Genomic DNA, 25976 nt, shown 5'->3' on the forward strand with positions numbered 1-25976 from the left:
CCTCAGGCTTTTCGATTCTGTAACGCGATAAACAGGATCAGCACGCCGCCCCACAGGGCCATGGTCAGGTAGCTGCTAACCCCCAGCAAATTGAGGCCGCTTTCCAACATTTGCAGCACGATCAGCGCCAGCACCAACCCCAGAATACGGCCGAAACCGCCGTCCGGGTTAATGCCGCCCAGCACCGAGGCCAGAATGGTCACCAGCAGATAAGATTCGCCGTAGCCGGCCTTGGCCGAGTTGAACTTGGCCATCATCAGCAGGGCGGCGCCCCAGCCGAGCAGCGCCGACAGGATATACACCGCTACCTGCACCCGCGCGGTGTTCACGCCGCTGAAGCGGGTGGCCTGCTCGTTGGAGCCGATCAGGTACAGGCTGCGGCCCAGCGTGGTGTGCTCCAGCAGCAGCCACAGCCCGGCCGCCACCAGCAGGAACAGGATCAGCGCCACCGGCACGCCGAGCACGGCGCCGTTGCCGAGAAATTGAATCGCCGCCGGGAAGCCGGAGATCACCGCGCCGTTGGACAGCAGGATGTTCAGGCCGGTGATCAGGGTCATGGTGCCGAGCGAGGCGAGGATGGGCGAGACGCCGATCCAGGCCACCAGCGCGCCGTTGAGCGCGCCGATCGCCACCGCCACCAGCAGGCCGGCCACCAGCGCCAGCGCCAGGAACAGCGGCTGGTCGGGGTGGCTGACGATGATTGCCGCCATCACCAGCGAACAGGCGTTGGCGCCGGCGATGATCGACAGGTTGATGCCGCCGGTCAGCATGGTGATGCCCATGCCGAGCGCCAGCAGGCCGAGGATCGGCAGCTGCGAGGCGATCGACTGGAAGTTGCCGAGGCTGAAGAAGCGCGATCCGAGCAGCCCGGCGAACAGCAGCGCCACCGCGATGATGATCGCGCCCTGCAGGCGAATGATCCGATCGTTTGGGATCAACCGAGTTAACTGCGTCATGTCAGATCTCCTTGAGCAGCTTGCGTTTTTCGTTCCAGGCAGTGGTGCTGATGCTGATCAAAATGATCGCGCCGCTGAATACCTGGTGCCAATAGGCCGAGACGCTGAGCAGCGTCAGCCCGTTTTGCAGGAAGGCCAGCAGCACCACGCCGAGCAGGGTACCGGTCAACGAGCCGCGGCCGCCGCTCATGCTGGTGCCGCCCAACACCACCGCCGCCAATACCGTCAGCTCGAAGCCGAGCAGCGAGTTGGGGGCCACCGACTGGGTGATCTGCGCCTGCACCACCGCCGCGACGCCGGCCAGAATGCCCATGTAGCCGTAGACGCAAAAATGCAGCCGCAGCAGGTTCAACCCCAGGCGCGACGCCGCGTCGCGGTTGCCGCCCATGGCGTAGATCTGGCGCCCCAGCCGGGTGCGGTTCATCAGCACGCCGGTGACGACGATGGTCGCCAACAGGCACAGCAGCGGCAGCGTCAGGCCGTAGTCGTAGCCGTCGGCGCCCTGGAACGAGAACCAGTTGATGCCGTTCATGAACCAGTCCGGAAAGCCGTACAGCCAGGTACCGTTGGTGGCGTACACCAGCAGGCCGTAGAACAGGTTGAGGGTGGCGATGGTGATGATGATTGCCGGCACTTTCAGCCAGTACACCAGGAAACCGTTCACCAGCCCGAGCAGCAGGCCAACGCCAATCGCCAGGGCGAACGCCAGCGGGAAGCTGCCGCCGTGCTGGATCACCCAGCTGGCCATCACGTACTGAGCGATGGCGGTGACCGCCGGGAACGAAATGTCGATGCCGCCGGCGATCAGCACCACGAACAGCCCGCAGGCCAGGATGCCGAGAATGGCGTAGCTGGTGGCGACGTCGGTCAGGTTGCCGAGCGTCAGAAACTCGTCGGTGCCGGCGCTCAGGCCGATCGCCAGCAGCAGCACCAACAGGCCGAGATAAAACTCGTGCCGCCCGGCCAGGCGGGCCAATAATGACTTATCCATTCACCACCTCGGCGATCTGTTGCTCGGTACTCTGGTGCGGCGCAAACTCGGCGATCAGCTCGCCCTTGCGCATCACCATCACCCGATGGCTGTTGTAATAGGCTTCCGGGATCTCGTCGCAGATCATCAGCACCGCCATGCCCAGCTGCGCCAGATCGCGGGCGATCTGGTAGATCCCCTCTTTGTTGGCGATGTCCACGCCGACGGTGGGCGAGTCGAGGATCAGGATCTTCGGCTGGGTCGCCACCCACTTGGCGATGGCGATGCGCTGGGCGTTGCCGCCGGACAGGGTTTTCACCGGCAGCGCGCTGTCGGACACCTTGATGTTCAGATCGCGGATCAGCCGGTTGACCAGCTCGGTCGCTTTGGCGTGATCCAGCAGCCCGAGCGAGGTATGCAGCCGATCGAAGACGGTGACGATGGTGTTGTCGTAGATCGATTGCTCCATGATCAACCCCTGCGTCAGACGATCCTCCGACACATAGCCGATGCCGTGGCGCACCGCTTCGCGGTTGTTGTGCAGCTGCACCGCCTGGCCCTCGATGCGGATCTCGCCGCTGTCCGGCCGCGTCATGCCGAACAGGCTGAGGCACAGTTCGGTGCGGCCGGCGCCGAGCAGGCCGACGATCGAGACGATCTCGCCGCCGCGCAGCGCCAGATTGACGTTGCGGTATTTCTCGCCGCGGCTGAGGTTGCGTACCTCGAGCAGCGGCGCCTGTTCAGCCGGCGGCAGCGGCGGCAGCGGGCTGTAGTGGAAGCGTTGGCCGGTCATCAGGAACGCCAGTTCGTGGCTGTCCAGTTCGCTGGCCGGCCAGGTGCCCACCAGCTTGCCGTCGCGCATCACGCTGATGCGATCGGCGACTTCCATCACTTCATCCAATCTGTGGCTGACGAATACCACGCAGATGCCGGCCGCCTTCAGCTCGTTGACCACCCGCAGCAGGCCGTCGACCTCCTGGCGGGTCAGCGAGGCGGTCGGTTCGTCCATGATAACCAACCGCGCCTCGGCGGCGATGGCGCGGCAAATCGCCACCAGTTGCCGATCGGCGATCGACAGTTTTTCCACCTTTTTATCGGGATCGATGCGTATGCCGACCCGCGCCATGGCGTCGAGCGCCGTCTGGCGCATCACCCGCTTGCGCACCCAGAAACGGCCGCCGGGCAGGTAACGGTGGATGGCGATGTTCTCCGCCACCGTCAGATTGGGGAACAGCGACAGGTCCTGGTAGATCACCTGTATGCCGTAATAACCGGACAGCTGCGGCGTCAGGGCGTGGAAGAGTTTGCCTTCAAGCGAAATGTTGGCGCCTTTTTCCGGCTGATAGACGCCGGAGATGATTTTAATGATGGTGCTTTTGCCGCAGCCGTTTTGCCCGGCCAGGCAGTGCACTTCGCCAATATTGAGCGTCAGGTTGATCTGGTCTAATGCCAGCACGCCTGGGAATCGCTTGCTGATATTCTCCAGGGTGATAAATGCGGGGGAGGCTGTCATAACGTTAACCTGTGCTTGCGTAGCGGCCGAAGCCCTGGGCGCAGCAAGCTGCGCCCCTACGAGGGTTTAACTACTTTCCCGGTGTGGCGAAATTACGCGAAAAATCAGAATCCAAGCGATTGGGCGTTGTCTTTGGTGACTTCCAAAATCTTGTTAAACCGAATCACTTTGTGTTCCATATCGACGTCGGCCTTGCCGAGGCTCTCGATCGCCAGATCCTTGTTCACTTCCTTGCCCTGCAGCAGCTGGTCGGCCACCGTCACCAGCGCATAGCCGGCGTCTTTCGGATCCCACAGCAGCGCTTTTTTGATGTCGCCGCGCATCAGGTAAGGGGCGGCCTGCGCCGGCATGGCGATGCCCACCACCGCGATCTTGTCCTTGGCGCGTTTCTTGGCCACCGCCTGGCCGGCGCCGATCGGGCCGAGCGAGCCGAAGCCGATGATGCCCTTCATCTGCGGATAGGTTTTCATCAGATCCAGCGTGGTGGCGTAGGATTTGTCGATGCTTTCCGCCACCGGCAAGCGTGAGGTGACTTCAAACATGTCCGGGTATTTTTCTTTCTGGTATTTGATGGCGGAATCGGCCCAGGCGTTGTGCAGCGGCACGGTCAGCGAGCCGACGTAGATCGCGTAGCCGCCTTTGCCGCCCATGTCTTTCGCCAGCTCATCGACGTTGGCCTGCGCGTATTTCTCGCTGTCGATGGTCTCGATGTCCCACTGGCCGATCTGCTGGTCCGGGGATTCATGGGTCAGCACCACGATGCCTTTGTCGCGCGCTTTTTTCAGCACCGGCTCCAGTACCTTGGCGTCGTTCGGCACCACGATGATGGCGTTGACGTTCTTGGCGATCAGATCCTCAATCACCTTGACCTGCGCGGCCGGATCCGGGGTAGAAGGGCCGGTCTGGTAGGCGTTGACGTCGAGTTTTTTCGCCGCTTCGTTGACGCCCACTTCCATGCGGTTGAACCACGGAATGCCGGTCACTTTGGCGACTACGGCAATCTCATATTTATCAGCGGCGAACACAGGTGTTGTCGATAACATGCACGCAGAAACCACACATGCATTTAATAATGCGAGGTTAAATTTCATTAGCTGTACCTTTTTTTATCTGTAGGGGTGGCGGTTTTTCCACCGCTGCAGATTACAAAGGAATGGAAGAGGGGGCGTAGCTGAAGTTAACGAAATGTGATCAGTGCACAATTAAGTAAAATGATGGCGTATTTAGTGTTAAATAAATGTTTAATTATTTTGTGGTGGTAAATTTACTACCGATTAAGAAGCGATAAATAACTTCTTGTTAACTTTTATTTAACCAATTGGCATCATTTGGATGGTGAGAAAGCATAAAAAAATGCCGGCGCAGAGGCCGGCATTGAAGCATTTAATCGATGTGTGAACAAGATCACCTTTACGGCGGATTACAGCACGCCCTGCGCCAGCATGGCGTCGGCGACCTTGACGAAACCGGCGATATTCGCGCCGTGCACGTAGTGGGTTTGCTTGCCTTCGCCGCCGTATTCCACGCAGGCGTGGTGAATATCGGCCATGATATGTTGTAAACGTACATCCACTTTCTCTGCCCGCCAGCCGATGCGCGCGGCGTTTTGCGCCATCTCCAGCCCCGAGGTGGCCACGCCGCCGGCGTTGGCCGCCTTGCCCGGCGCGAACAGCACGCCGGCGTCGAGGAAGGCGTCGGTGGCCTGGATGGTGGTCGGCATGTTGGCGCCTTCCGCCACCGCCTTCACCCCGTTGCGGATCAGCGTCTGCGCCGCCTCGAGATCCAGTTCGTTCTGGGTGGCGCACGGCAGGGCGATATCCACCGGCACGTTCCACGGCTGCTGGCCGGCCAGATAGGTCAGGCCGCGCTCACGGGCATAGTCCGCCACCCGGCCGTAGCATTGGTTTTTGATCTCCGCCAGGTGCGCCAGCTTCTCGGTGGTGAAGCCGTCCTCGTCCACCAGGGTACCGCCGGAATCCGACACGGTGATCACGCGCGCGTCCAGCTCCAGCGCTTTCTCGATGGTGTACTGCGCCACGTTGCCGGAGCCGGACACCGCCACCCGCATGCCTTCAAAGCCCAGGCCGTGGCGCTGCAGCATGGCGTCGGTGAAGTACACCAGGCCGTAGCCGGTCGCCTCGGGGCGGATCAGGCTGCCGCCGAAGGAGAGACCCTTGCCGGTAAACACGCAGGCGGTGTTGTTGGACAGTTTCTTCATCATGCCGGCCATAAAGCCGACTTCACGGCCGCCGACGCCGATGTCGCCGGCCGGCACGTCGGTGTCCGGCCCCAGATGGCGATACAGCTCGGTCATCAGCGCCTGGCAGAAGCGCATGATCTCGCCCTGGCTTTTGCCCTTGGGATCGAAATCGGAGCCGCCTTTGCCGCCGCCCATCGGCAGGGTGGTCAACGCGTTCTTGAAAGTCTGCTCAAAACCGAGGAACTTCAGGATCGACAGGTTTACCGACGGATGGAAGCGCATGCCGCCCTTATAGGGGCCGATGGCCGAGTTGAACTGTACGCGGAAGGCGCGGTTGACCTGCACCTGGCCGCGATCGTCCACCCAACTGACGCGGAACTGAATGACGCGCTCGGGCTCCACCAGGCGCTCCAGCAGCGCCTGTTCGCGATAGCGCGGGTTGCGTTCGATAAACGGCCACAGCGAGGTGAAGACTTCGCGCACCGCCTGCAGATATTCCGGCTGGTGGGGGTTATGGCGCTGTAACGAGGACAGGAAAGACTCTACCGATACGGCATATTCCATGGATAACTCCTTTTAGCATTAAGTTTTCCCCCGCTATTTCTTATAGATATGGGTATAGGCGATGCCCGGGGGAGGATGTTGTGTCTTTAGCGACTATATCATCGGAGGGCGGTTGATTATCAAGCGATTAATCGGCGTAGCGGCATGAAAAACGCCCGCAGGGCGCGGGCGTTGGGTAGTTAAGTTAGCAAGTGCTTACTTTATTCGTCTTCTTCATCGCGCAGCGGCACGATCAGCATATCGATGTGCACGGTATTGATCAGCTGGCGAGCGGAAGACATCAGCTTGCTCCAGAAATCCTGGTGGTGGCCGCACAGTACCAGATCCATGTCATATTTCTTGATGGCATCGACCAATACCTGCGCCAGATCGCCGCTGCCGCTCAGGGTCTCGGTGATCGGGTAGCCGGCGTTTTGCGACAGCTCGGTCAGCGCCTGATGGGTTTCCTCAGAGATGCGTTTTTGCATGTCGCCGAGATTGACGTCGATCAGGCCGGTATAGAGGTCGGAATAGTTGACATCGACGTGGATCAGAGAAACTTTAGCGTTGTACGGCCGCGCCATCGAGACGGCTTTTTCTACCAGGATCTTGCTTTCCGGGGATAGGTCCACCGCGATCAGTATGTGTTTGTAAGCCATAAGAATACTCCTTCCATAAACATGCCGATTAAAAGGGTTAGCAGGCGTTCCGTTTACCCGCCTTGCGCTTTTGGTTCCATAGTATCATTCGGATAACGCAATGATATGTTGGGGCGATCACACTGCGCCGCATCGAAAATCTCTCCGCCCGATACCTTTCGTTGTACACCCGTGCGGCGTAAAAGCCTATTGATTATGCGGATGCTGCCGGTCTGACCGCTTGAATTATAAGCGTTATTAAACAAAGTATAGCGCTAAATGCGCAATCAGCGCTCCAGATGCGGCTGCAGCAGGCTTTCAAACCATTCGTGAAACACCGCCAGGCGGCGTGAGCGCTGGCGACGATGGGGATAGATCAGGGCGATCGGCATGGAGGCGGCGCGGTAAGCGGGCAGGACTTCCACCAGTTCACCGGCGTCGAGCAGGTGTTGCACGTCGTAGCGCGGGATTTGCATCAGCCCCAGCCCGGCGCGGCAGCAGGCGATATAGCTCTCGGCGTTGTTGACCACCACCCGGCTGGGCAGTTCGAGCCGCTGGGTGTGGCCGTCGGCGGTCAGGTATTCCCAGGGGGATTCGCGGCCGGTTTTGGGCGAGGCGTAACCGATGTGCCAGTGGCCGGTGACGAGATCTGCGGGGTGAGTGGGATGCCCGTATTCGCTCAGGTAGGCGGGGCTGGCGCAGTTGATCAGCGCGATATGGCCGAGCGGGCGCATCACCAGGCTGCTGTCGTGCAGATCGCCGACGCGCACCGCGCAGTCGACCCCTTCCTGCACCAGATCGATGGCGCGATCGGCGGAGCCGAGCACCAGCTGCAGGTGGGGATGGCGCCGCAGCAGGCTGGGCAGCGCCGGCGCGATCAGCCGGCGGGCGATGCGGCTCGGCACGTCGACGCTGAGCCGCCCGGAGGCCTGGCGCTGGCTGGCCTGAAACGACTGATCGATATCCTCCACCTCGGCCAGCAGCGGGCGCAGCCGCTCGAGCAGCTGTTCGCCGTCGGCGGTCAGCCGCACCTGCCGGGTGGTGCGGTGCAGCAGGCGCACGCCCAACTGCGTTTCCAGCTGTTGCACGGCGGCGGACACCGAGGCGCGCGGCACCTCCAGCACATGGGCTGCGCGGATAAAGCTGCCCATCTCCGCCACCTGCACGAATACGCGGTATTGATTGAATCTGTCCATCGATGCGCCCGTTATTGTCCTTATTATTGCCGCTTAAAGCATTCTGCGGCGTTATCCGGCAAACCCTCCTTGCTCCAGGAAGGCTTGCTCCTGCGTGGTAGTATCGCGCAACAGCAGCTGATTGCGATGTGGGAAACGACCGAAACGGCGGATGATATCGCGGTGTCCCTCGGCGTGCGCGCGTTCAGCCGGCCCCAGTTGAGCGTTTAGCGCCACGGAAAGATCCTGATCGGCGAGATTTTCCGAGTGGGCGAACGGCAGGCAAAAAAACAGGCGCAGCGAAGGCTCGACGGCCTGCATGTAGTTCGCCGCAATGGCGATGCGGGCGAAGCGGCGCGCCAGCGGATCGGTGGCGTACATGTGGGCGGTGTTGCGAAAAGCGTTGCGCGGAAATTGGTCGAGCAGGATCATCAGCGCCAGCGCGCTTTCCGGCGTCTTAAGCCAGTCGTCGCGTTCACGCCGGGCCGCCGCCAGATGCAGGCCCAAAAAGCGCGCGCGAAAGCGTTGGTCGAAGCGCGGATCCTGCCGGAACCATTGCTCTGCGCCGGCGTCTCGCCAAAACCGCACCACCTCATCGGCCGTTTGATTATCGGCCGCGAGCGCATCGCTGCGCCGGCGGAAAAGGGTCGGCATGCCCGTCATTCCTTCTTCGCCTTGGTCGGCGCATTGCCCAAAATCATCGATGTACCGGCGTAAATGCCGCCGGACACCTCCATCGCCAACCGTTCGGCATCCTTGCGCCGCAGCTCGGCCATCAGATCCGCCGCGGTTTCCGGATCGGAGCCCAACGCCAACATAGCTTCATGCCCGAAAGACATGGCGGACTCTAAGGTGACGCGAATTTGGTAATCCACATTGGCCTTGATCAGCGCGATGGCATGTTCGCGGTCATGAGCGCGAGCCAGCACGCGGGCCTGCGGGAAGTGGGTTTTGGCGTGTTCGACAATCTGCGTGGCGGCTTGCGGATCGTCAATGCAGACCAAGATGGCGCGGGCGTGGCCGGCGCCCGCCGCATGCAGCACATCCATGCGCGCACCGTCGCCATAGTAAACTTTGAAGCCGAAGTCTTGCGCGTCGCGGGCAACCTGGGGTTCGCGGTCGATAATGGCGATATCGGCGCCCATCGCCAAAACGTGCTGGCTGACGATCTGACCAAAACGGCCGAACCCGACGATCAGCACGCTGTTGGTCAAGCCGATGGGCTGTTCCGTGCCGTCCAACGAGGCGTCGGACGAGGCGCGCAGGCGTTGGTGGATCAACACCGCCAGCGGTGTCAAAGCCATCGACAGCACCACGACGGCGGTCATGTTGGCGTTGGCTTCCGCAGGCAGCACCTGATTGGCCAGCGCAGCGGCGAACAGCACAAACGCAAATTCTCCCCCTTGCGCCATGAGTACGGCGCGGTCGAGAGCATCACCGTGCGAGCTTTTCGTCAACCGGGCCACGCAGTAAATACACAGGCCTTTGATGAACATCATCGCCAGCACGCCGCTGACGATCAGCGGCCAGTTGCGCGCCACCACGGCCAGATCGAGAGACATGCCGACGCCGAGGAAGAACAGCCCCAAAAGCAGACCGCGAAAGGGCTCGATGTCGGCTTCGAGCTGATGGCGGAACGTCGATTCCGACAGCAGCACACCGGCCAAAAAGGCGCCCATGGCCATGGAAAGGCCACCCACCTGCATCAGCAAAGCGGCGCCGAGCACCACCAGCAGCGCGGCTGCGGTCATCACTTCGCGCGCTTTGGCGTGCGCCAGAATGCGAAACAGCGGGTTCAGCAGCCAGATGCCGGCCGCCACCAGCGCGGCCAGCGCACCGGCGGCGATGGCGATGCCGCCCCAGGCGGAACCGGATACCGGCGTCGATGAACCGGCCGGCGCGATGAACGCCACCAGCGCCAGCAGCGGGACAATCATCAGATCTTCAAACAGCAATACGGCGACGATTTTCTGACCGCGCGGGCTGGCGATGTCGCCGCGCTCGCCCAACAGTTGCATGACGATGGCGGTAGACGTCAGCACGAATCCCATGCCGCAGATGAAGGAGATGGCCAATGAAAAGCCGAAGGCCATGCCGATGGCGGTGAGCAGCAGCCCGCAGCTCAATACCTGCAGGCTGCCCAGGCCGAAAATATCGCGCCGCATGTTCCACAGATGAGAAGGCCGCATCTCCAGGCCGATGATGAAGAGAAACATCACCACCCCAAGCTCGGCGGTGTGCAGGATGGTCTGCGCATCGTTGAACAAACCAAAGCCGAACGGCCCAATCGCCAAACCGGCGGCCAGATAACCCAACACCGAGCCCAGCCCCAAGCGCTTGAACAGCGGCACGGCCACCACGGCGGCGCCCAGTAGCGTCACCACGTTGAGCAGGTCGCCGGCGCTTTCAGACATGGGCGAGGCGCCAGAATACGAACGCGGCGATGGCGGCGGGGATCGCGAACACCAGCAGCAGGATCGGCAACTCCGCCCGCAGGCTGTAGCCCGCGTGGGCGACGCCCACCCACATATTGACCGCCGCGATCAGCAACCAGGCCGGGACGAAAATTTTTGCCGCCAGCGCCATGCCCGCCGCACTGGCGCCCCAGAGCCAGCCGAACAGCACAAACAATCCCAGGAGAACCACGCCTCCGCCAATGACCATTAGCATGTGCATTGCAATATCCTCTACGCTGCGCCTCCTGGCGGGGGCGGACGCCAGACGCGCGCCCCCCATGCGGCGTTACTTGGTAGTATAGCCGCCGTTGATCAGGATGGTTTGGCCGGTAACCCACCAGCCGTCGCTGACCAGGTGGCGGATAAATGGCACCACGTCTTCGATATCGGTGAGGCCGGTTTTGCTGAACGGCGACAGCGCCGCCGCGCTTTGGTGATACGCCACCGCATCGGCGCCTTCGGCCGGATAGAAGAACGGGGTGTCCATCGGGCCGGGGCCGACCGCCGTCACGGAGATGCCGCGCTCGCCGAACTCCTTGGCGGCGGCGCGGGTGAAGTGCTCCACCGGCGCTTTGGTGCCGGCGTAAGCGGCATAGAACGGCGTGAAGGCGCCGAGCAGCGAGGTGACCAGCGTGCAGATTTTACCGTTGTCGTTGAGGTGTTTGCCCGCCTCTTTCAGGAAGAAGAACGCGGTTTTGGCGTTGACCGCCGTCATCTCGTCGTACTCGGCCTCGCTGATGTCGACCATCGGCTTTTTCAGCACTTTGCCGACGGTATTGATGGCGATATCCGGCTTGCCGACGGCGGCGACCGCATCGGCGAACAGCTTCTCGATAGCGCCCGCGGTGGTCAAATCGGCCTGCAGCGCGACGCCTTGCGCCCCGGCGGCCTGGATGGCGGCGACGGTCTTATCCGCTTCGGCTTTGGAGGCGGCGCTGTTGTAGTGGATCACTACCGCTTTGGCGCCTTGTTCAGCCAAATCGCGCGCGATCAGCCCGCCGAGATTTTTGGCGCCGCCGGCGATCAGGACGGTTTTTCCCTTGATTGAATGGTTTGCCATAACAGTTTCCTTGGATGAGCGTAACGGAAACCTGAGTCTAGCCAGCGTGGGGGGAAAGATCAGCGGCGTGGGGCGGGATAGACTATCCAGGAAAAACGACTAATTGCAGACGAACGGTTATCACTTATAACGCCCCGGCGGGGGCGTTTCGGCACGTGGCGGTAAATTTTATCCACTGATCAGGCCAGTTTGCGTTTCATTAACCTACAATGATGAATATGGGCCTCACCATTTCCCCTCTGAGTGGAATCACGCCGTGCAAATCTCTCTGTGCGGTGCGGTAACGTCTCCGGAGGCGGTGGGTTATGGGCATGGCCCGTGCAGGCAAAAAAGGGGATGAGAGCGGTAAGCTCCAGCAGAGTATCGGGTAATGAGGTAGGGCGGTTGGACCCGGCGGATGGCCGCGGATAACAACGCCTTGAGGGGGTAATCATGATCAGTACCGTCGCGCTGTTTTGGGCCTTATGTGTGGTGTGTGTGGTAAACATGGTGCGGTATTACTCTTCTCTGCGCGCATTGCTGGTGGTATTGCGCGGCTGCGATCCGCTGCTGTACCAATACGTCGATGGCGGCGGTTTCTTCACCGCCCACGGGCAACCCAGCAAGCAGCTGAGGCTGGTGCGCTATATCTTTGCGCAACGCTATGTCGAGCACCACGATCCGGAGTTTATTCGCCGCTGCGAGCGGGTGCGCGGGCAGTTCATGCTGACCTCGGCCCTGTGCGGCCTGGTGGTCATCAGCCTGATAGCGCTGATGATCTGGTATTAATGCCTTCCTGTTTCCCTTGATGCAGGCAAAAAAAAGGCGGCCCTGCGGCCGCCTTCCTCATGATGCTTATCGCTTAGATCAGCTTCAACGCAACCCAATACAGCGCACCGGAAAGCAGAATCGAGATTGGCAGGGTCAGTACCCAGGCCAACAGGATGTTCTTCACGGTTTTGCTCTGCACGCCGCCGCCGTCCACGATCATCGTCCCGGCAACCGCCGAAGAGAGGACGTGGGTGGTGGAGACCGGCATGCCGGTATAACTCGCCACGCCGATAGACAGCGCCGCGGTCATCTGGGCCGATACGCCCTGGGCGTAGGTCATGCCTTTCTTGCCGATCTTCTCGCCGATGGTGGTGGCCACGCGTTTCCAGCCCACCATGGTGCCGAGCGACAGCGCCAGCGCGACGGCGACGATGATCCACATCGGCGCGTACTCGACGGTCTGCAGCAGATCCTGACGCAGGTTCTTCAGGAAGCGCTGGTCGGCGGATGAGGTTTCCGGCAGCTTGGCGACTTTATCCGCCGTGTCGGTCACGCACATCAGCAGGCGGCGCAGGTGGCTGCGCTGCTCAACCGTCAGTTGATCGTAGCTTTGCAGGTTGGTCAGCATGCCCTGAGCCAGCTCGATCGCCGGCATGGCGCGCGAACTGTCGCAGTGGAACTCGGCCGGCTTGTTCGGCGCAGCTTCGTCATCCGGGCTTGGCACCAGCGGCGTCAACGACACCGCATGCGACAGCGCGTCGCCGTGCTGCTGGTAATATTGCTGCAGGTGGGTCACGGCGTCACGCGTACGGGTGATGTCATAACCGGTTGCATTCATATTGACCACGAAGCCGGCCGGCGCAACGCCGATCAGCACCAGCATGATAAGGCCGATGCCTTTCTGGCCGTCGTTGGCGCCGTGCGAGAAGCTGACGCCAATCGCCGACAGGATCAGCGCGATACGGGTCCAGAACGGCGGCTTGCGTTTGCCGTCGACCTTTTCACGTTCCGCAGGGGTCATGTGGATACGCTGGCGTTTCTTGGTGCCACTCCAATAGCGGCGCAAGGCGAACACCATCACTCCCGCCACCATCATGCCGACCAGCGGCGAGAACAGCAGAGAAAGGAAAATACCAATCATTTTCGGGACGTTAAGCGCATCCACCACTGAAGTGTGGGTCATCAGGGCGTTGGTTAAACCGACACCGATGATTGCGCCTATCAGCGTATGGGAACTGGAGGCCGGCAGACCGAAATACCAGGTGCCGAGGTTCCAGATGATTGCCGCCAACAGCATGGAGAAGACCATGGCTAATCCGTGTGCTGAACTGACGTTCAACAACAGATCGGTAGGCAGCAAGTGGACGATGGCGTAAGCAACACTCAAACCGCCGAGCATTACGCCAAGAAAGTTGAACAAACCTGCCATCACGACCGCAAGTTGCGAGCGCATGGCGCGGGTATAAATAACTGTAGCGACCGCATTGGCCGTATCATGAAAACCGTTGATGGCTTCATAAAACAACACGAACAACAATGCGAGAATTAACATCAGGCCGGTATGGAAATCCAGGCCAGCGAACAAATGCAGCATAAGCGTTACGCCAGTTTGTGGACATGAACGCCGCGCATTATCAGTGACAACCGGGGCCGGGGAAAAGGAAAATATGACGTTTTTTTGATTTGGACATGACGAAACGATGACGCGCCTATAACAAAAATACGGAATATCAATGCGTTATTCTCCTCTGACCTCTGTAATATTTTCTTACTATGGCGTTGACGGCGCCGGGGCTTTACAATCTGCCGCCGTGAATTTGGCGGTGACCGGCGGCGAAACGGCGTAATATGGCGCCCTTTTGTCGCGATTGTGGTTTTGATAAGAGAGGCTCAGGTGGAACAGTTTGATGTCGTAGTGATTGGGGCGGGCGCCGCCGGCATGTTTTGCGCCGCGCAGGCGGGGCAACTCGGTTGCCGCGTGTTGCTGCTCGACAACGGCAAAAAACCGGGCCGCAAGATCCTGATGTCCGGCGGCGGGCGCTGCAACTTTACCAACATGTACGCCGAACCGGCGGCCTACCTGTCGAACAACCCGCACTTTTGCAAGTCGGCGCTGGCGCGCTACACCCAGTGGGACTTCATCGATCTGATCAACCGCTACGGCATCGCCTACCATGAAAAAACGCTGGGGCAGCTGTTCTGCGACGACTCGGCGCAGCAGGTGGTGGATCTGCTGGTCAAAGAGTGCGAGCTGGGCCAGGTGACGGTGCGCCTGCGCAGCGAAGTGCTGGGCGTGGAGAAAACCGAACATGGCTACGCGCTGGCGCTGAATGGTGAAAAAGTGAGTGCTCGCTCACTTGTGGTGGCCAGCGGCGGTTTGTCCATGCCGGGGCTGGGCGCTTCGCCGTTCGGTTACAAGCTGGCGGAGCAGTTCGGTCTCAGGGTGCTGCCGACGCGTGCCGGGCTGGTGCCTTTTACCCTGCATAAGCCGCTGCTGGAGCATGTGCAGACGCTGTCCGGCGTCTCGGTGCCGGCGGTGATCACCGCCGAGAACGGCGTCAGCTTCCGTGAAAGCATCCTGTTTACCCATCGCGGCCTGTCCGGCCCGGCGGTGCTGCAGCTGTCCAGCTACTGGCAACCGGGTGAGTATGTGAGCATTAACTTACTTCCTGAGCTGGATTTGGCGGCCTTCCTGGATGATCAACGCCGCCAGCACCCGAACCAAAGCCTGAAAAACACCCTGGCGCTGCAATTGCCGAAGCGGTTGGTGGAGTGCTTGCAAACCCTGGGACAACTGCCGGAGGCCACGCTGAAGCAGCTGAATGCGCCGCAGCAGACGGCGCTGGTGGAGCTGTTGCAGAACTGGCGCGTGCAGCCGAACGGCACCGAAGGTTACCGCACGGCGGAAGTGACGCTCGGCGGCGTTGACACCAACGAACTTTCCTCCAAGACGATGGAAGCCCACAAGGCGCCGGGGCTCTATTTTATCGGCGAAGTGGTGGACGTGACCGGGTGGTTGGGCGGCTACAACTTCCAGTGGGCGTGGAGCTCGGCCTGGGCCTGCGCCCAGGCGTTGGCGGCGCAGGAGCGTTAACGTTCAGCAGCGTGAAGGGGCTAGGCCGATTTAGAAGGCTATTTTATGGTTATCCGATATCCGGAACACACCGTGATTTAATCGGCCGCCGGCCCCTTAAGCTCTATGCGATTGCCATCCGGATCGCTGAAGTAAACCGATGGCCCGTCGCCTTCCGCGCCGTAGCGCGATTCAGCAGGGGCGACGGGGATCCCCTGCGATCGCAGATAGGCCAGCAGTTCGTCTTCGTTGAAAGGATCGATGCGCAGGCAGAGGTGATCGACATTTTGCCGGTGAGGATCGGGCGCGTCGCCGCCTTTTTTTCCAAGCTGGCCGTTCACGTCGACCAGATCAATCATGGCCGTTCCGGCGCGCAGGTGCACCAGCCCCAAATCGGGCCGCCGTTTGGCGATGTCGCAACCCAGCGTCTGGGTATAGAACCGCAGGCTTTTTTCCGCATCGCGCACGCGCAGAACCACATGATCGATAGTCTTCAGGCTGAAAGGGGGCATGATTTTCTCCCAGAATCGCTGTGTTACTCATCAGCATAATCGGCAACGCCCGATTTATCCTGTTTTCGCCCCCTATTGCTGCCAGAGCCGCCGCTTATCGCAGAGTCGCCACGATCTCTTCCAACGCCGCGCGCTGCGCCTCGCCGAGCGCGCTTTCCGTCGCCGCATTCTCCGCCAGCAGGGTTTGCAGGCCGATCAGCCAGTCATAGATATAAAACGCGGTGTTTTTGGTCGGCGTCGGCGCCAGCCGGGTTAACCGCTGCTGGCTGCTCCAGTCCACCGCCGGCTGCGGCGGCGGGGTAAAGATCGGCTGGCCGGGGTTGACGCGGCTCTCGGGGCGCGTTGCCGCATCGCGCCGCTGGAAGCCGAGCCAGGCGACGAAGTCGCCCAGTATCGCCAGCGCCTGGCTGATTTGCCGATCTTCACTCTGTTCCGGTAGGCCCCCGGCGCACAGCGCGCGTTCCAGCTCATCATCGAGCCGCAGGCGGCAGGCGGCGCCGATCAGCGCATCGACCAGCAGTTCCAGGTGCGGCTTTTCGACGCCGAGCAGCTCCAGCAACCGGCGGCTGTCCGGCAGGCTGCGCAGATGGTTGATCCAATCCGCGAATACCCGCGCGGCAAAGGGCGACGCGGAGGGCTCGCCGGATGCCGGGGTTTCCGGCGCGCCGAACAGATCGATGTCGAGCCCGAACGGTACAGGCGTCGTCGTCGGGGCCGGCGCGGCGTGCTGCTGTTGCTGATAAAGCTGGCGCAACGTATCGCGCTGCGGCAACAGCCGTTCCAGCAGTTCGCCGTGGCGGCCGGCCTGCGCCTGCAGCGCGCGCAGCAGCTGTTGGCCGCGCTGCTGCGCCGCGTGCGGATCGGCGGCGGTGAGCCAGTTGCCGAGCAGGCTTTCCGTCAGCTCACGCTGCAACTCTTCGCGCTGTTCGAGCAGGCGCGCTTGCTTCTGGGCCGGGCGCGCCTGGGTGGCCAGGTAACTTACCATGCGGCGGCAATCCTGTTCATCCAGCGCCAGCAGCGTGGCCCAGCTGTCGCCGGGCTCGCCGACCTGGCGCTGTACGGCGTCGTCGGGGCGCGCTTTGCCTTCCCCGCGTTGATCGAACGGCGTGATCGCCCAGATCAGGCCGGGTTTGCGGCGCTGGCGCAGCGCCGGGGTTTCTCCCTGAGTCTGATTGACCCAGTTGGCGAGCGCCTGGCCGACGCGAGCGGCGTCCTGCGGCGTGGCGGCGGCATCGGCCACCAGCAGCAGGTTGGCGTGCAGGCCGTCTGCGCAGCGGGTCAGCAAATGGGCGCGTTTCGCCTGTTGCAGCCGCTGCGTCGGTTCCGCCTGCGGGCAGGCGCGGCTGCCGGGCAGGTCGATCAGCGCCACGTCGGCGGGCAGGCCCGCCTGCGCCGTCTGCGGCAGAACGGTGGTGACTTCGGCGGTCAGCCAGGTCAGATCGCTCAACGCGATCTTCCGTTCACCGCCGTGTTCGGCCATCACGACGATCGCGGCGTTTTCCGCTGCGGCGCTCGCGGTCAGCAGCGGTAAGGCGCGGTGCGGAGCATGAACCTGTCGGCTGCCGCCGAGGGCATGCAGCGTGTGCGCCAGCTGGCGATAATGCGCCGTCAGCGTCGTTTCCTCTCCCCACAGCGGCGCAAACAGGCGCGCGCGATCGTCGATGCTCAGCTGCGGCGCCAGCGCCACGGCCTGCGGCCAGAAATGCCTGTCCAGCGTCTGTTGCCCCTTGTCGCCGTGGCGGCGTTGGCTATCCCACAGCGCCAGCACATCGCTGTCGCTGAGGCCGTCGAGGGCGACGGCTTGGCGGTGACGCGCCAACGCTTGCAGATGGCCGGCGATCGCGCGGGCGTCCCAGTCCAGCCGGAAGCCGCCCATCGCGGCGGCATCGAGCGTGATGGCCAGCCACTGCGCTTCATCGAGCAGCGCGAGGGCGAGAGGATACTCGGTGGACGGCGTCGGCGCGGTGGCGCAGTAACGCACCGCCAGCGCGGCGTCGCCGTGCAGCCTTTCTGCGCCGGGGGCCAGCGCCGCCAGCAGGTGGGCCTTGGCGGCGGCGTTGTGGCCGTACAGGCCGATAGCGACCTGCGCAGGTTGTGCCTTCGCCAATTGCAGTGCGCGGTTATGGCAACGGCGCAGGCGCAGCGTCAGGCGATCGGCTTCCCGTTCCAAACGGGTGGACTGCCGGCGCGCGGTGTCCACCCAGGCGATCGCCTGCAGAATGCCGGCGCTGAGTGCGTGGTTCGGGGCCGATTGGGCGGTAGTGATAGCTTTCATCGTGGGTAAATGCTCCCGCTGTCTATCCAGTAGTGGGTCGCGCCGGAGGCGCTGGCAGCCAGGGTATTGAGTTTCAGTTGCAGATGGTGCGCCGGGACGGGGCTGCCGTCGGCCAGCAACGCCTGCGCGATCCTGACGCTTTCCGCGCCCTGTTCGGCACTGGCGGTAATGGCCAGTCGCAGGGTGATCACCGCGTCGCCGGCCAGTTTGCGCGCCAGCTGGGCGTCATTGATGGTCAGCGTATAGAGCGGCGAGGCCGGCCAGCGTTCGTTGTCCAGTTGGCGGAAGCCCAGGCGCAGCGGGCCGCGCAGCTGGAAGCTGCCGGCGGGGTCGAGCGCGAAGTCGGCGCGATCCAGATCGATGTCGCGGTAATAGACGTTATCGTCCGCCAGCATGTTGTTGCCGTCCAGCATGCCCAGGTGGCGAATGGTGGAGTAAGGCTGGAAATCGCCGACGTTGAAGTAAAAGCTCTCCAGCCGCAGGTCGATCGCCAGCAGGCACAACATGGCGCCCACCGCGGCGGTGGATTTCGGGTTGTCGATGCGGCCGCGTTTGTTGAACGGGTACCAGCTGCGGGTGTGGTAGCCCTCGAGCGGCAGAATGCGGCTGGCGGGCAGCGGCTGCAGGTGGCGCAGCAGCGCCTGCACGCCGGGGAAACGCGCCGGGCGGCCGGTCAACAGCAGCACGTCGCAGGTATACAGCGCCACCACCTCGGCCAGCAGGCGCAGGCAGCGGCCGATGCCGATGCGATCGGACAAGAAGGCGGCGTGCAGATCGGCCAGGCGGATCACCAGCGGGGTGTGCAGAATCTCGAAGGCGTCGCTGTCGGCTTCGCGCTGCACCTCGCCGTTGATAAACGCCAGCACCTGCGGCGTCGGCGGCTGCGGCAGCAGATCGCCCAGGCTGGCGGCGATTTCCGCCCGGCTGTCCAGCGGGTCGTATTCTTCATAGGCGCCGAGCAGCGCGCGCCCGGCGGGCATGAAAATCTGCAGCGCGGCCTGCTGACGCAGGGTGGAAAGCCCGTCCATACGCCCTTCGTTGCCGAATAGCCTGTCCATTAACGCCGGGGCGGCGCTTACGCCGGCGGCTTCGAACGCCTGCTGCACGGCGGGCAGGATAAACTGCTGGATGGCGTCCAGCAGGATATCGTCGCCGGCGACCTTAAAGCCCTCGCGGAACAGCAGGCGCGGGTTGATTTTGATGTTGTTGCCCACGCCGTCGTCGAGCGAATAGTGCGTGATCGCCAGATCGGTGGTGCCGCCGCCGATGTCGATGGAGGCGATGCGCAGCGTTTTGCCCGCCTGCTCATCCGGCGCCAGCGGCCGGTCGGGCCGGGCCATGGCGGCGAAAAAGGCGTCAGTGCGGCCGGCGAAGTTCACCTGGGTTTCATTGTACAGATAGACCATCTGGCCGCAGGTGGCCTCGTCCCACTCCATCTGCACCTGCGGCGCCGGGAAGCGGGCGTGCGCGCCGTCGAACGGCGCATCCTGCGGGTGCCAGTCGAGGGCCTTCCACACCAGCCCGATCGCCTCCTGCATGCGGCGGCGGAAGATCTCGCGCTCCGGTTTCGGCATCGCCGAAGGCAGCGTCAGAATGATGGCGCGCAAACGGCGCGGCGCGGCGGCGTTCGGCATGCGGCTGCGCTGGGCGATGCTGTTGATCTGCATCAGCGCCTGCGCCAGCAGCTCGCTCAGCATCAGCGTCATCACCGCGCTGCGGCTGTAATGGGCGGCGAACACCGGCAGCCGTTGCGCCGTCGGCAGGGCGGACAGCGGCACGCCTTCGTCGTTGATCAGGGTGGTCAACGGCGCGGCGGCGGCCATCGGCTCGTGCCGCTCGTTGAAGCGCCAGCCGGGCGCATAGCGCTCCTCGTCCCACAGGTAGCGGCGCGGGCTGGAAATGCCGGTAGTGCCTTCATGGCCCGTTCGCCGCTGCGCCAGCTGCGCGGCTTCGCGGCCGACGCGGGTGATGGACGGCCACTGGAAGGCGTCGTCGCGCCCGCTCTGGAACGACAGATGCGGCTTGCCGAAGCCGGCCCGAGAAAACTCCACCCGGCTCTCGAACAGTTCGTTGTAGACGCGGTGCGGTTCGGACAGCGAACGCAGCTGCAGCTCGTAGGTTTGCTTCAGGCCGTTGCTCTCCTCCGGATGATCCTCGACCAGCACGCCGCAGGTGTGCGAGTTGCCGACGTCCAGTACCAGATCGACGTCGATCGCCGGTTGCTGCAGCGTCGCCGCCACCATCTTTATCTGCGGCACCGCCAGCTGATGGCCAAGCATGTGCAACAGATTGAGGTAGTGCGCCTGATACTCGAAGGTTTTCAGCCCGGCGTTGATCTCCACTTCGGCACGCTGCTCCCGCTCGGTGGCGCGCTGGCTGAACGCCTCGCGCAGCCAGCCGTCCACCCAGGTCAGATCGAGGAACTCGCCCAGCTCGTGGTTGCGGTGCGCCAGCGCGAAACGGAGATCGGTGCCGAGATCGCTTTCGCCCGGCGCCAGCGCCTCCTGGCCGGGCGCCGCAGCGCGGGTGTCGAAGGCCAGCACCACGCGCAGCAGGTTGCCGTCCTGATCCGGTTCATCCAACTGCACCACCTGCAGGCGCGCCCAGTTGTCCGGGCCCGACAAGAACAGGCCCGCCGGGGTGTGGCGCAAGCAGGGCAGCGGCAACCAGAGCTTATCCAGCAGGTGCAGCGACTGCTGCAGCGGATAGCTGAACTCCGGCCGCACCACTTCGGCGGCCTGGTCGCCCACGGCCGGCAGCTGATATTTGCCGCTCTCGGCCTCCCATTGCAGGCGCAGCAGCGGGCCGCTGGCGGTCTTGCGCACGAATTTGCCGGGAAACTCGGCGTCCAGCAGCGGCGTCAGGGCAAAGTCCAGAAACTGAATGCCGCTGTCCTGAATCAGCGTAATGCCGTGTTTGTAGTCCGTAAGGGGTGCCAGCATCATTTACTCTCGCGCTTGAACGTCATGGGATAGGTGGTGTCCGCATCGTAGCGGCCGGTGCACTCCGCCGCGCCGGTGTCGCCCTGGCGGCAGACGATCTCCGGGATCTGGTAGCGGCTGCCGTCACTGCAGCGCGCCTTGGTGCGGCTGTTGATCACCAGATTGCCGGACTGCATCAGCCCGGCTTCGACCGCCACCCGGCAGCTGACGCCGTCGCCGTAGGCGATAACGGCGATGCCTTTACCGCCGTTCAGACGATATTGCAGGCTGGGGCGCTTGCCGGTAATCGGGTCTTTCAGCGCCACGGTGGCGCGCCATTTGCCATTAAGGAAACGGGTGGAGCCGGCCTTCACCGCCTCGGGCGGCAGCACCAGCGCATTTTTGTCCAGCGGCGGCGGGATGACCGGCGCCGGGGGCGGCGGCATCAGCGTCGCGTGCGCCAGCGGTAAGCGCAGCTTGGGCAACGGCGCGGCGGTTTTTTCCGGCGGCGCCGGATGCTGGACCTCCGCCGGCATCGCCGGTTGCGGCGGCGGTGAGCGGTGCAGCCAGGCGGCCAGCGCCGCACTGCCCAGCAACAGTACGGGCAACAGCCAGAGAGCGTAGCGCCGGCGCGGGCGAACGACGGCAGAGGATTCGATAGGCGCTGCCGGGGCGGGCGCCGGTTCAGGCTCGGCGGCCGGGGCCGGTTTTACCGGTTCGACAACGGCCGGCTTGCGCGGTGCGGCGGCGATCGGCGCCGGTTTTTCCACTTCCGATTCGAGCGGGCGCAGGCAGGCTAGCGGATCGTCCGGGCTCTGCGCCTGCGGCTTGATAAAGCCCCAGAAGGTCAGCACCGGCCGATCGTCCACCAGGTAAACGTGGTTGGGGTCGGGCATGTGCATCGCTTTGGCCAGCAGCGCGCCGAACAGGCGATGGCTGGGGTGATCGGTCGCCTGGGCCTGTTCCGTCAGGCTGCGGAAGGTCGTCAGGCAGTGTTCCAGGTGGCGCACCGCCTGCGCGCGCTGGGCGTCGCTCGCCGCCAGCCAGGAGGTGACCTTGCCGGGGAAGGGCGCATACCAGTCGATGCGGGTGCCGCTTTCGTTCGGCTGGGGGAGCGCCAGACAGTCGGCGGCCTGCTGCTGCCGGCGAAGACGCAGGGTTTCCCGCAGCTGCTGCGCGCAGGCGTAGACCGGTTGCCCGTTTTCGCCTAAAGCCAGCACATCATCCAAACTGCCACTGCGTAAGAAGGGTTTCACCACGGCACCGCACCTTGTCCTGTTCTGCAAAAACGCATAAAAGTCCATGATACCCCGCAGGCAGAGCCGCCAAACGGCCAAGGACAGCCCGAAAAACGCCCTTCTTTGGCGTTAGCGGAACCGGCACAGTGAAAATCTCGCTATCCGGACCTGTCCGTGAACCGCTTTATCTGAAAAATAGAACCTGGCCCCGGCAAGCGACGCCGGGGAACGATGTTCTCTTTCACTATGACATCGCCTCGCGGGTTGCCGATTTCGGTATGCCTCAGGCGTGCGGAGCGTTCACATGACGGACAGTCAGTCTGAAAAAACTCTCGTTGTTCCCCCTGCGCATCCCGCCGCCGGGCATTCGCCCCAGGGCTGGATGAACGGCTTCCTCGGCATGATTATTTTCAGCGGCTCGCTGCCCGCCACGCGGGTGGCGGTGCTGGAGCTCGAACCGCTGTTTCTGACGGCGGTCAGGGCGGCGATCGCCGCCTTGCTGGCGCTGTGTGCGCTGCTGATCACCCGCCAGGCGCGGCCGACGCGGGCCGATTTTCCGCCGCTGCTGTTTGTGGCGCTCGGCGTGGTCATCGGTTTTCCGCTGCTGACGGCGCTGGCGCTGCAGCACACCACCTCGGCGCATTCGCTGGTGTATATCGGCCTGCTGCCGTTGGCGACCGCCGGTTTTGGCGTTTTGCGCGGCGGAGAGCGGCCCAAGCCCGCTTTTTGGGCTTTTTCAGGCGTCGGCGCCGTGCTGGTGGGCGCTTTCGCGCTAAGCCAGGGGAGCGGCGGCGGCTGGCAGGGGGATGCGCTGATGATCGGTGCGGTGCTGCTGTGCGGCCTGGGTTATGCCGAAGGGGCGGTGCTGTCGCGCCGGATCGGCGGCTGGCAGGTGATCTCCTGGGCGCTGGTGGCGGCGTTGCCGTTGACGCTGGCGGCCACCTGGCTGGCGGCGCCGGCCGGTTGGCCTGCCGTCAGCGGCGCCGCCTGGCTGTCGCTGGTTTACGTCTCGGTGTTCAGCATGTGGATTGGGTTTATTTTCTGGTATCGCGGCCTGGCGCAGGGCGGCATCGCCGCCGTCGGGCAGTTGCAGCTGCTGCAGCCGTTCTTTGGCCTGGCGCTGGCGGGCTGGCTGCTGCAGGAAACCGTCCAGCCGATGATGATCGCCGTGATGGCCGGCGTGGTGGTTTGCGTGTTCGGCGCCAAGCGCTTTTCCCGCTAGGCGCCGCTGCCGGCGCAGGCCAGGATCACCTCGCCGAGCCGTTCCACCGCCTGTTGCACCTGGCGGTCGGCGTAACCGCCCAACCCCAGTACCAGGCCCGGCTCACCGTGGCCGGGCGCATACATCGGCGACACCGCCCGCAGCGCCAATCCGGCTTCGTTGGCCTGCTGGGCGACCCGCACGTCGTCGAGATCTTTCCTCAGCCACAGCACCATGTGCATGCCCTGATCGCAGGGCTGCACTATCGCCAAATCGGCGGGGATATGCGTGTTGATCGCCTCGATCAGCACCCGGCGTTTCTCGGCGTAGACGCCGCGCATTTTGCGGATATGCCGGTCGAGATACCCTTCGGCGATAAAGGCGGCCAGCACGTGTTGATCCGCGCTGGGCGGATGGCGATCCATCAGGATCCTGGCGCCGCAAAAGGCGTCGACCAGCGGCGGCGGCACGATGGCGTAACCCAGCCGCAGCGAAGGGAACAGCACCTTGCTGAAGGTGCCGAGATAGAGCGTTCGCTCGGGCGCCAGCCCCTGCAGCGAAGGGAACGGGTGGCCGGCGTAGCGTATCTCGCTGTCGTAGTCGTCTTCCACGATCCAGGCCTGCCGCTCTTTGGCCCAGCCCAACAGGGCGCTTCTTTTCGCCATGCTCATCGGCATGCCCAGCGGATATTGATGCGATGGCGTGACAAAGGCGGCGCGGGCGTCGGCGGCCAGGCGGATACCGGCGGCGACGTCGATGCCGTCGGCGGCGACGGGCACCCTAATCATGCGCCGATCGCGAAACAGGCTGTCGAAAATGGCGGTGATGCCGGCGTAGGCGGGGTCTTCCACCCAGGCGCTGTCGCCGGCGTCCAGCAGGATCTGTGCTGCCAAATAGAGCCCTTGTTGCGTGCCGGAGGTGATGAGGATTTGCTGCGGCGTGCAGTTTACCGAGCGGGAACGGCGCACATAGTCGCAGATGGCTTCGCGCAGCGGCAACGCGCCCAGCGGATCGCCGTAGCCTGACGGGGCGCCGGGGCCGCGCGCCCGGATGCGGTTGCCGAGCCGCCGCCAGATATCGTCGGGCGCGGTATCGCCGATCGGCACCGAGACGGTGAACGGCACCGGCGGCAACGCCCGCGCCTGGGCGGCAAAGCGCGCCAGATGCTGCGCCTGTGCGGAAAGCGGCACGGCTGTGGACGGAGCGGCCTGCACCGTGGCGTGCGGCGTGCGGCGCGGCGCCTGATAGTGGGCGACCCGGGTGCCGGAGCCGGGCTGCGGTTCGAGAAAACCTTCCGCCGTTAGCTGAGCGAACGCCTCCAATACCGTGCCGCGCGCCAGATTCAACGCCGCCGACAGCCGGCGCGTCGAGGGCAGCAGGTCGCCCGCTTTCAGATCGCCCCGGTGGATGGCCTGGCGCAGGGCCTGCGCCAGCTGGTGGCTAAGTTGACCCGCCTGACGATCGAGCTCGCCGAGGGCGGGGACGTCAACGGCTTTGGCTGTTCTGGGCATGCATTCCGGCTCGCAATCTATAGGGAAAATTAACGCTCAGAGTAGACCATTTTCGGTGTTAATAGCGGATATCTTTTATCATTTGTTCGCTGTTGTTAAGTTCAGCGTTGGCTACACCTGAATGAGCGTGATGAAACGTTCTAAAATGTTTTAAAACCTGTCGCCAGATTTTGGATATTTATTCGTAATATACGGAGTAAATAACGGGAATCTCCTGCGGGAATAAGTAAGCATTAGCGGCCATAAAGGCATGCCCATCCGTGGGGTGGTTTTGAGCGCAAACGCTGTCACGTCCTGTGAAGTGAGCATTGAAGCAGGATTGATCATGTAGCGACAAGGAAAGGGGTAATACAAAGGGAACGTTGAATTATCACCCGTCAGTAACATGGTTATGCATTAACAGTGAGAATATATGCGACGATTTTATCTCGATACCCAGATATTGATATGTTAATAATTACAAAAATAATTGTTTAGACGATTTGATAAAATGTCGATTGCATCACGGTTTTATATTTATACCCCTATTCTAAAAGTGAGTTTCACACCGCAATTTGTTTATGTTTGTTTAACTTTATCTTCTGTCAAATGCCAAAAAAATCAAAAGTAAATATCATATGTAACAAATGCTTTCTGATTAGGTTGTTTTTTTATTTTTTTTAAAATCAACTTATTGCGGTTATATCGGTTAAATTTTAATCAGATAAAGTATGCGAAAATTTTTATATTTTACAAATTGAATCATTTTGGTCTTTGAGTATCATTCTCATGGTATTATTATTCCTAACTAATTACTTAACGTAATCATTCAGTAGGAATTATCCATAATTATAACTATTTAGAGATATTAAATAGGCTAGGTTATTTTAAATTTCAGATGAATCGTGGCAAGACTGCGCGATCATGCTTTCCTCTGCATATGTCAGTTGTCGTAATGACTGTCTTTTGATTGCAAAAAAAACGCCAGCTTTATTAAGAATCTGA

The 25976-nt window shown here is 62.3% G+C and carries 20 protein-coding genes; 3 read left to right on the forward strand and 17 right to left on the reverse strand.

Annotated elements, in window-relative coordinates:
• Positions 1–2: 2 nt before the first annotated feature.
• From ACSBQQ_RS21025 to ACSBQQ_RS21075, 11 genes are all read right to left on the reverse strand, one after another.
• Entirely contained in the window at positions 3–956 is a 954-nt protein-coding gene (locus ACSBQQ_RS21025; RefSeq protein ID WP_033649382.1) for an ABC transporter permease, read from the reverse strand.
• A gap of 1 nt (position 957) precedes the next feature.
• Entirely contained in the window at positions 958–1947 is a 990-nt protein-coding gene (locus tag ACSBQQ_RS21030) for an ABC transporter permease (protein ID WP_015379367.1), read from the reverse strand.
• Positions 1940–3439 (reverse strand): sugar ABC transporter ATP-binding protein, encoded by a 1500-nt coding sequence (locus ACSBQQ_RS21035; protein ID WP_033636380.1) that lies wholly within the window; start codon positions 3437–3439, stop codon positions 1940–1942. The genes ACSBQQ_RS21030 and ACSBQQ_RS21035 overlap by 8 nt, the downstream gene beginning before the upstream one ends.
• Before the next feature lie 104 nt (positions 3440–3543).
• Entirely contained in the window at positions 3544–4530 is a 987-nt protein-coding gene (locus ACSBQQ_RS21040) for an autoinducer 2 ABC transporter substrate-binding protein (RefSeq protein WP_060429265.1), read from the reverse strand.
• A gap of 329 nt (positions 4531–4859) precedes the next feature.
• On the reverse strand, positions 4860–6203 hold the full coding sequence (gdhA, locus tag ACSBQQ_RS21045; RefSeq protein ID WP_060429264.1) for an NADP-specific glutamate dehydrogenase: 1344 nt from the start codon (positions 6201–6203) through the stop codon (positions 4860–4862).
• Positions 6204–6403: 200 nt separating this feature from the next.
• On the reverse strand, positions 6404–6841 hold the full coding sequence (gene uspA, locus ACSBQQ_RS21050) for a universal stress protein UspA (protein ID WP_004930988.1): 438 nt from the start codon (positions 6839–6841) through the stop codon (positions 6404–6406).
• 266 nt (positions 6842–7107) lie between these two features.
• Positions 7108–8016: a LysR family transcriptional regulator gene (locus ACSBQQ_RS21055; protein WP_047570115.1), complete on the reverse strand. Its 909-nt coding sequence runs from the start codon at positions 8014–8016 to the stop codon at positions 7108–7110.
• 51 nt (positions 8017–8067) lie between these two features.
• The gene (locus ACSBQQ_RS21060) at positions 8068–8649 is read right to left on the reverse strand and encodes a DUF924 family protein (protein ID WP_049195636.1); all 582 of its coding nucleotides are present in this window, start codon (positions 8647–8649) and stop codon (positions 8068–8070) included.
• A 5-nt stretch (positions 8650–8654) separates the two neighbouring features.
• Positions 8655–10409 (reverse strand): monovalent cation:proton antiporter-2 (CPA2) family protein, encoded by a 1755-nt coding sequence (locus tag ACSBQQ_RS21065; protein WP_435013473.1) that lies wholly within the window; start codon positions 10407–10409, stop codon positions 8655–8657.
• Positions 10402–10665 (reverse strand): hypothetical protein, encoded by a 264-nt coding sequence (locus ACSBQQ_RS21070; protein ID WP_223182202.1) that lies wholly within the window; start codon positions 10663–10665, stop codon positions 10402–10404. Before ACSBQQ_RS21070 ends, ACSBQQ_RS21065 begins: the two co-directional genes overlap by 8 nt.
• A 72-nt stretch (positions 10666–10737) precedes the next feature.
• Positions 10738–11511 carry an SDR family oxidoreductase gene (locus ACSBQQ_RS21075; protein ID WP_039569031.1) on the reverse strand — a complete coding sequence of 258 codons (774 nt, stop codon included), beginning with the start codon at positions 11509–11511 and terminating at the stop codon, positions 10738–10740.
• A gap of 432 nt (positions 11512–11943) precedes the next feature.
• Between ACSBQQ_RS21075 and uspB the strand changes: the two genes are divergently transcribed.
• Positions 11944–12279, forward strand: a complete 336-nt coding sequence (gene uspB / locus ACSBQQ_RS21080; RefSeq protein WP_016930435.1) for a universal stress protein UspB — start codon at positions 11944–11946, stop codon at positions 12277–12279.
• 73 nt (positions 12280–12352) lie between these two features.
• Here the strand turns inward: uspB and pitA are convergent, their stop codons facing one another.
• A complete protein-coding gene (gene pitA / locus ACSBQQ_RS21085) occupies positions 12353–13855 on the reverse strand; it encodes an inorganic phosphate transporter PitA (protein ID WP_033636373.1) in 1503 nt (500 codons plus the stop codon).
• Between the two features lie 300 nt (positions 13856–14155).
• Here pitA and ACSBQQ_RS21090 point away from each other — a divergent pair, with 300 nt between their 5' ends.
• The gene (locus tag ACSBQQ_RS21090; protein ID WP_060388442.1) at positions 14156–15355 is read left to right on the forward strand and encodes an NAD(P)/FAD-dependent oxidoreductase; all 1200 of its coding nucleotides are present in this window, start codon (positions 14156–14158) and stop codon (positions 15353–15355) included.
• Positions 15356–15432: 77 nt separating this feature from the next.
• On the opposite strand, the gene ACSBQQ_RS21095 is transcribed toward ACSBQQ_RS21090, so the two are convergent.
• The 4 genes from ACSBQQ_RS21095 to ACSBQQ_RS21110 all read right to left on the reverse strand — a co-directional run bounded on the left by ACSBQQ_RS21095 (position 15433) and on the right by ACSBQQ_RS21110 (position 22301).
• Entirely contained in the window at positions 15433–15846 is a 414-nt protein-coding gene (locus tag ACSBQQ_RS21095; protein WP_060426936.1) for a VOC family protein, read from the reverse strand.
• 94 nt (positions 15847–15940) lie between these two features.
• The gene (locus tag ACSBQQ_RS21100) at positions 15941–18121 is read right to left on the reverse strand and encodes a virulence factor SrfC family protein (RefSeq protein ID WP_039569044.1); all 2181 of its coding nucleotides are present in this window, start codon (positions 18119–18121) and stop codon (positions 15941–15943) included.
• On the reverse strand, positions 18118–21063 hold the full coding sequence (locus tag ACSBQQ_RS21105; protein WP_039569250.1) for a virulence factor SrfB: 2946 nt from the start codon (positions 21061–21063) through the stop codon (positions 18118–18120). Before ACSBQQ_RS21105 ends, ACSBQQ_RS21100 begins: the two co-directional genes overlap by 4 nt.
• Positions 21063–22301 (reverse strand): SrfA family protein, encoded by a 1239-nt coding sequence (locus ACSBQQ_RS21110; RefSeq protein ID WP_039569048.1) that lies wholly within the window; start codon positions 22299–22301, stop codon positions 21063–21065. Before ACSBQQ_RS21110 ends, ACSBQQ_RS21105 begins: the two co-directional genes overlap by 1 nt.
• A gap of 283 nt (positions 22302–22584) precedes the next feature.
• Between ACSBQQ_RS21110 and ACSBQQ_RS21115 the strand changes: the two genes are divergently transcribed.
• Complete coding sequence (locus ACSBQQ_RS21115; RefSeq protein WP_039569053.1) at positions 22585–23502, forward strand: DMT family transporter; 918 nt, start codon at positions 22585–22587, stop codon at positions 23500–23502.
• On the opposite strand, the gene ACSBQQ_RS21120 is transcribed toward ACSBQQ_RS21115, so the two are convergent.
• Positions 23499–24992 carry a PLP-dependent aminotransferase family protein gene (locus ACSBQQ_RS21120; protein ID WP_039569056.1) on the reverse strand — a complete coding sequence of 498 codons (1494 nt, stop codon included), beginning with the start codon at positions 24990–24992 and terminating at the stop codon, positions 23499–23501. The two genes, ACSBQQ_RS21115 and ACSBQQ_RS21120, sit on opposite strands and share 4 nt — an antisense overlap.
• Positions 24993–25976: the final 984 nt, after the last annotated feature.

It is taken from the genome of Serratia sp. G204Y, assembly GCF_051172435.1.
In the GTDB taxonomy this organism is placed as follows: Bacteria; Pseudomonadota; Gammaproteobacteria; order Enterobacterales; family Enterobacteriaceae; genus Serratia; species Serratia sarumanii.

Coding starts and splice junctions, on each gene's coding strand:
- ACSBQQ_RS21025 (WP_033649382.1), bottom strand. CDS start 956: ATGACGCAGTTAACTCGGTTGATCCCAAACGATCGGATCATTCGCCTG.
- ACSBQQ_RS21030 (WP_015379367.1), bottom strand. CDS start 1,947: ATGGATAAGTCATTATTGGCCCGCCTGGCCGGGCGGCACGAGTTTTAT.
- ACSBQQ_RS21035 (WP_033636380.1), bottom strand. CDS start 3,439: ATGACAGCCTCCCCCGCATTTATCACCCTGGAGAATATCAGCAAGCGA.
- ACSBQQ_RS21040 (WP_060429265.1), bottom strand. CDS start 4,530: ATGAAATTTAACCTCGCATTATTAAATGCATGTGTGGTTTCTGCGTGC.
- gdhA (WP_060429264.1), bottom strand. CDS start 6,203: ATGGAATATGCCGTATCGGTAGAGTCTTTCCTGTCCTCGTTACAGCGC.
- uspA (WP_004930988.1), bottom strand. CDS start 6,841: ATGGCTTACAAACACATACTGATCGCGGTGGACCTATCCCCGGAAAGC.
- ACSBQQ_RS21055 (WP_047570115.1), bottom strand. CDS start 8,016: ATGGACAGATTCAATCAATACCGCGTATTCGTGCAGGTGGCGGAGATG.
- ACSBQQ_RS21060 (WP_049195636.1), bottom strand. CDS start 8,649: ATGCCGACCCTTTTCCGCCGGCGCAGCGATGCGCTCGCGGCCGATAAT.
- ACSBQQ_RS21065 (WP_435013473.1), bottom strand. CDS start 10,409: ATGTCTGAAAGCGCCGGCGACCTGCTCAACGTGGTGACGCTACTGGGC.
- ACSBQQ_RS21070 (WP_223182202.1), bottom strand. CDS start 10,665: ATGCTAATGGTCATTGGCGGAGGCGTGGTTCTCCTGGGATTGTTTGTG.
- ACSBQQ_RS21075 (WP_039569031.1), bottom strand. CDS start 11,511: ATGGCAAACCATTCAATCAAGGGAAAAACCGTCCTGATCGCCGGCGGC.
- uspB (WP_016930435.1), top strand. CDS start 11,944: ATGATCAGTACCGTCGCGCTGTTTTGGGCCTTATGTGTGGTGTGTGTG.
- pitA (WP_033636373.1), bottom strand. CDS start 13,855: ATGCTGCATTTGTTCGCTGGCCTGGATTTCCATACCGGCCTGATGTTA.
- ACSBQQ_RS21095 (WP_060426936.1), bottom strand. CDS start 15,846: ATGCCCCCTTTCAGCCTGAAGACTATCGATCATGTGGTTCTGCGCGTG.
- ACSBQQ_RS21100 (WP_039569044.1), bottom strand. CDS start 18,121: ATGAAAGCTATCACTACCGCCCAATCGGCCCCGAACCACGCACTCAGC.
- ACSBQQ_RS21105 (WP_039569250.1), bottom strand. CDS start 21,063: ATGCTGGCACCCCTTACGGACTACAAACACGGCATTACGCTGATTCAG.
- ACSBQQ_RS21115 (WP_039569053.1), top strand. CDS start 22,585: ATGACGGACAGTCAGTCTGAAAAAACTCTCGTTGTTCCCCCTGCGCAT.
- ACSBQQ_RS21120 (WP_039569056.1), bottom strand. CDS start 24,992: ATGCCCAGAACAGCCAAAGCCGTTGACGTCCCCGCCCTCGGCGAGCTC.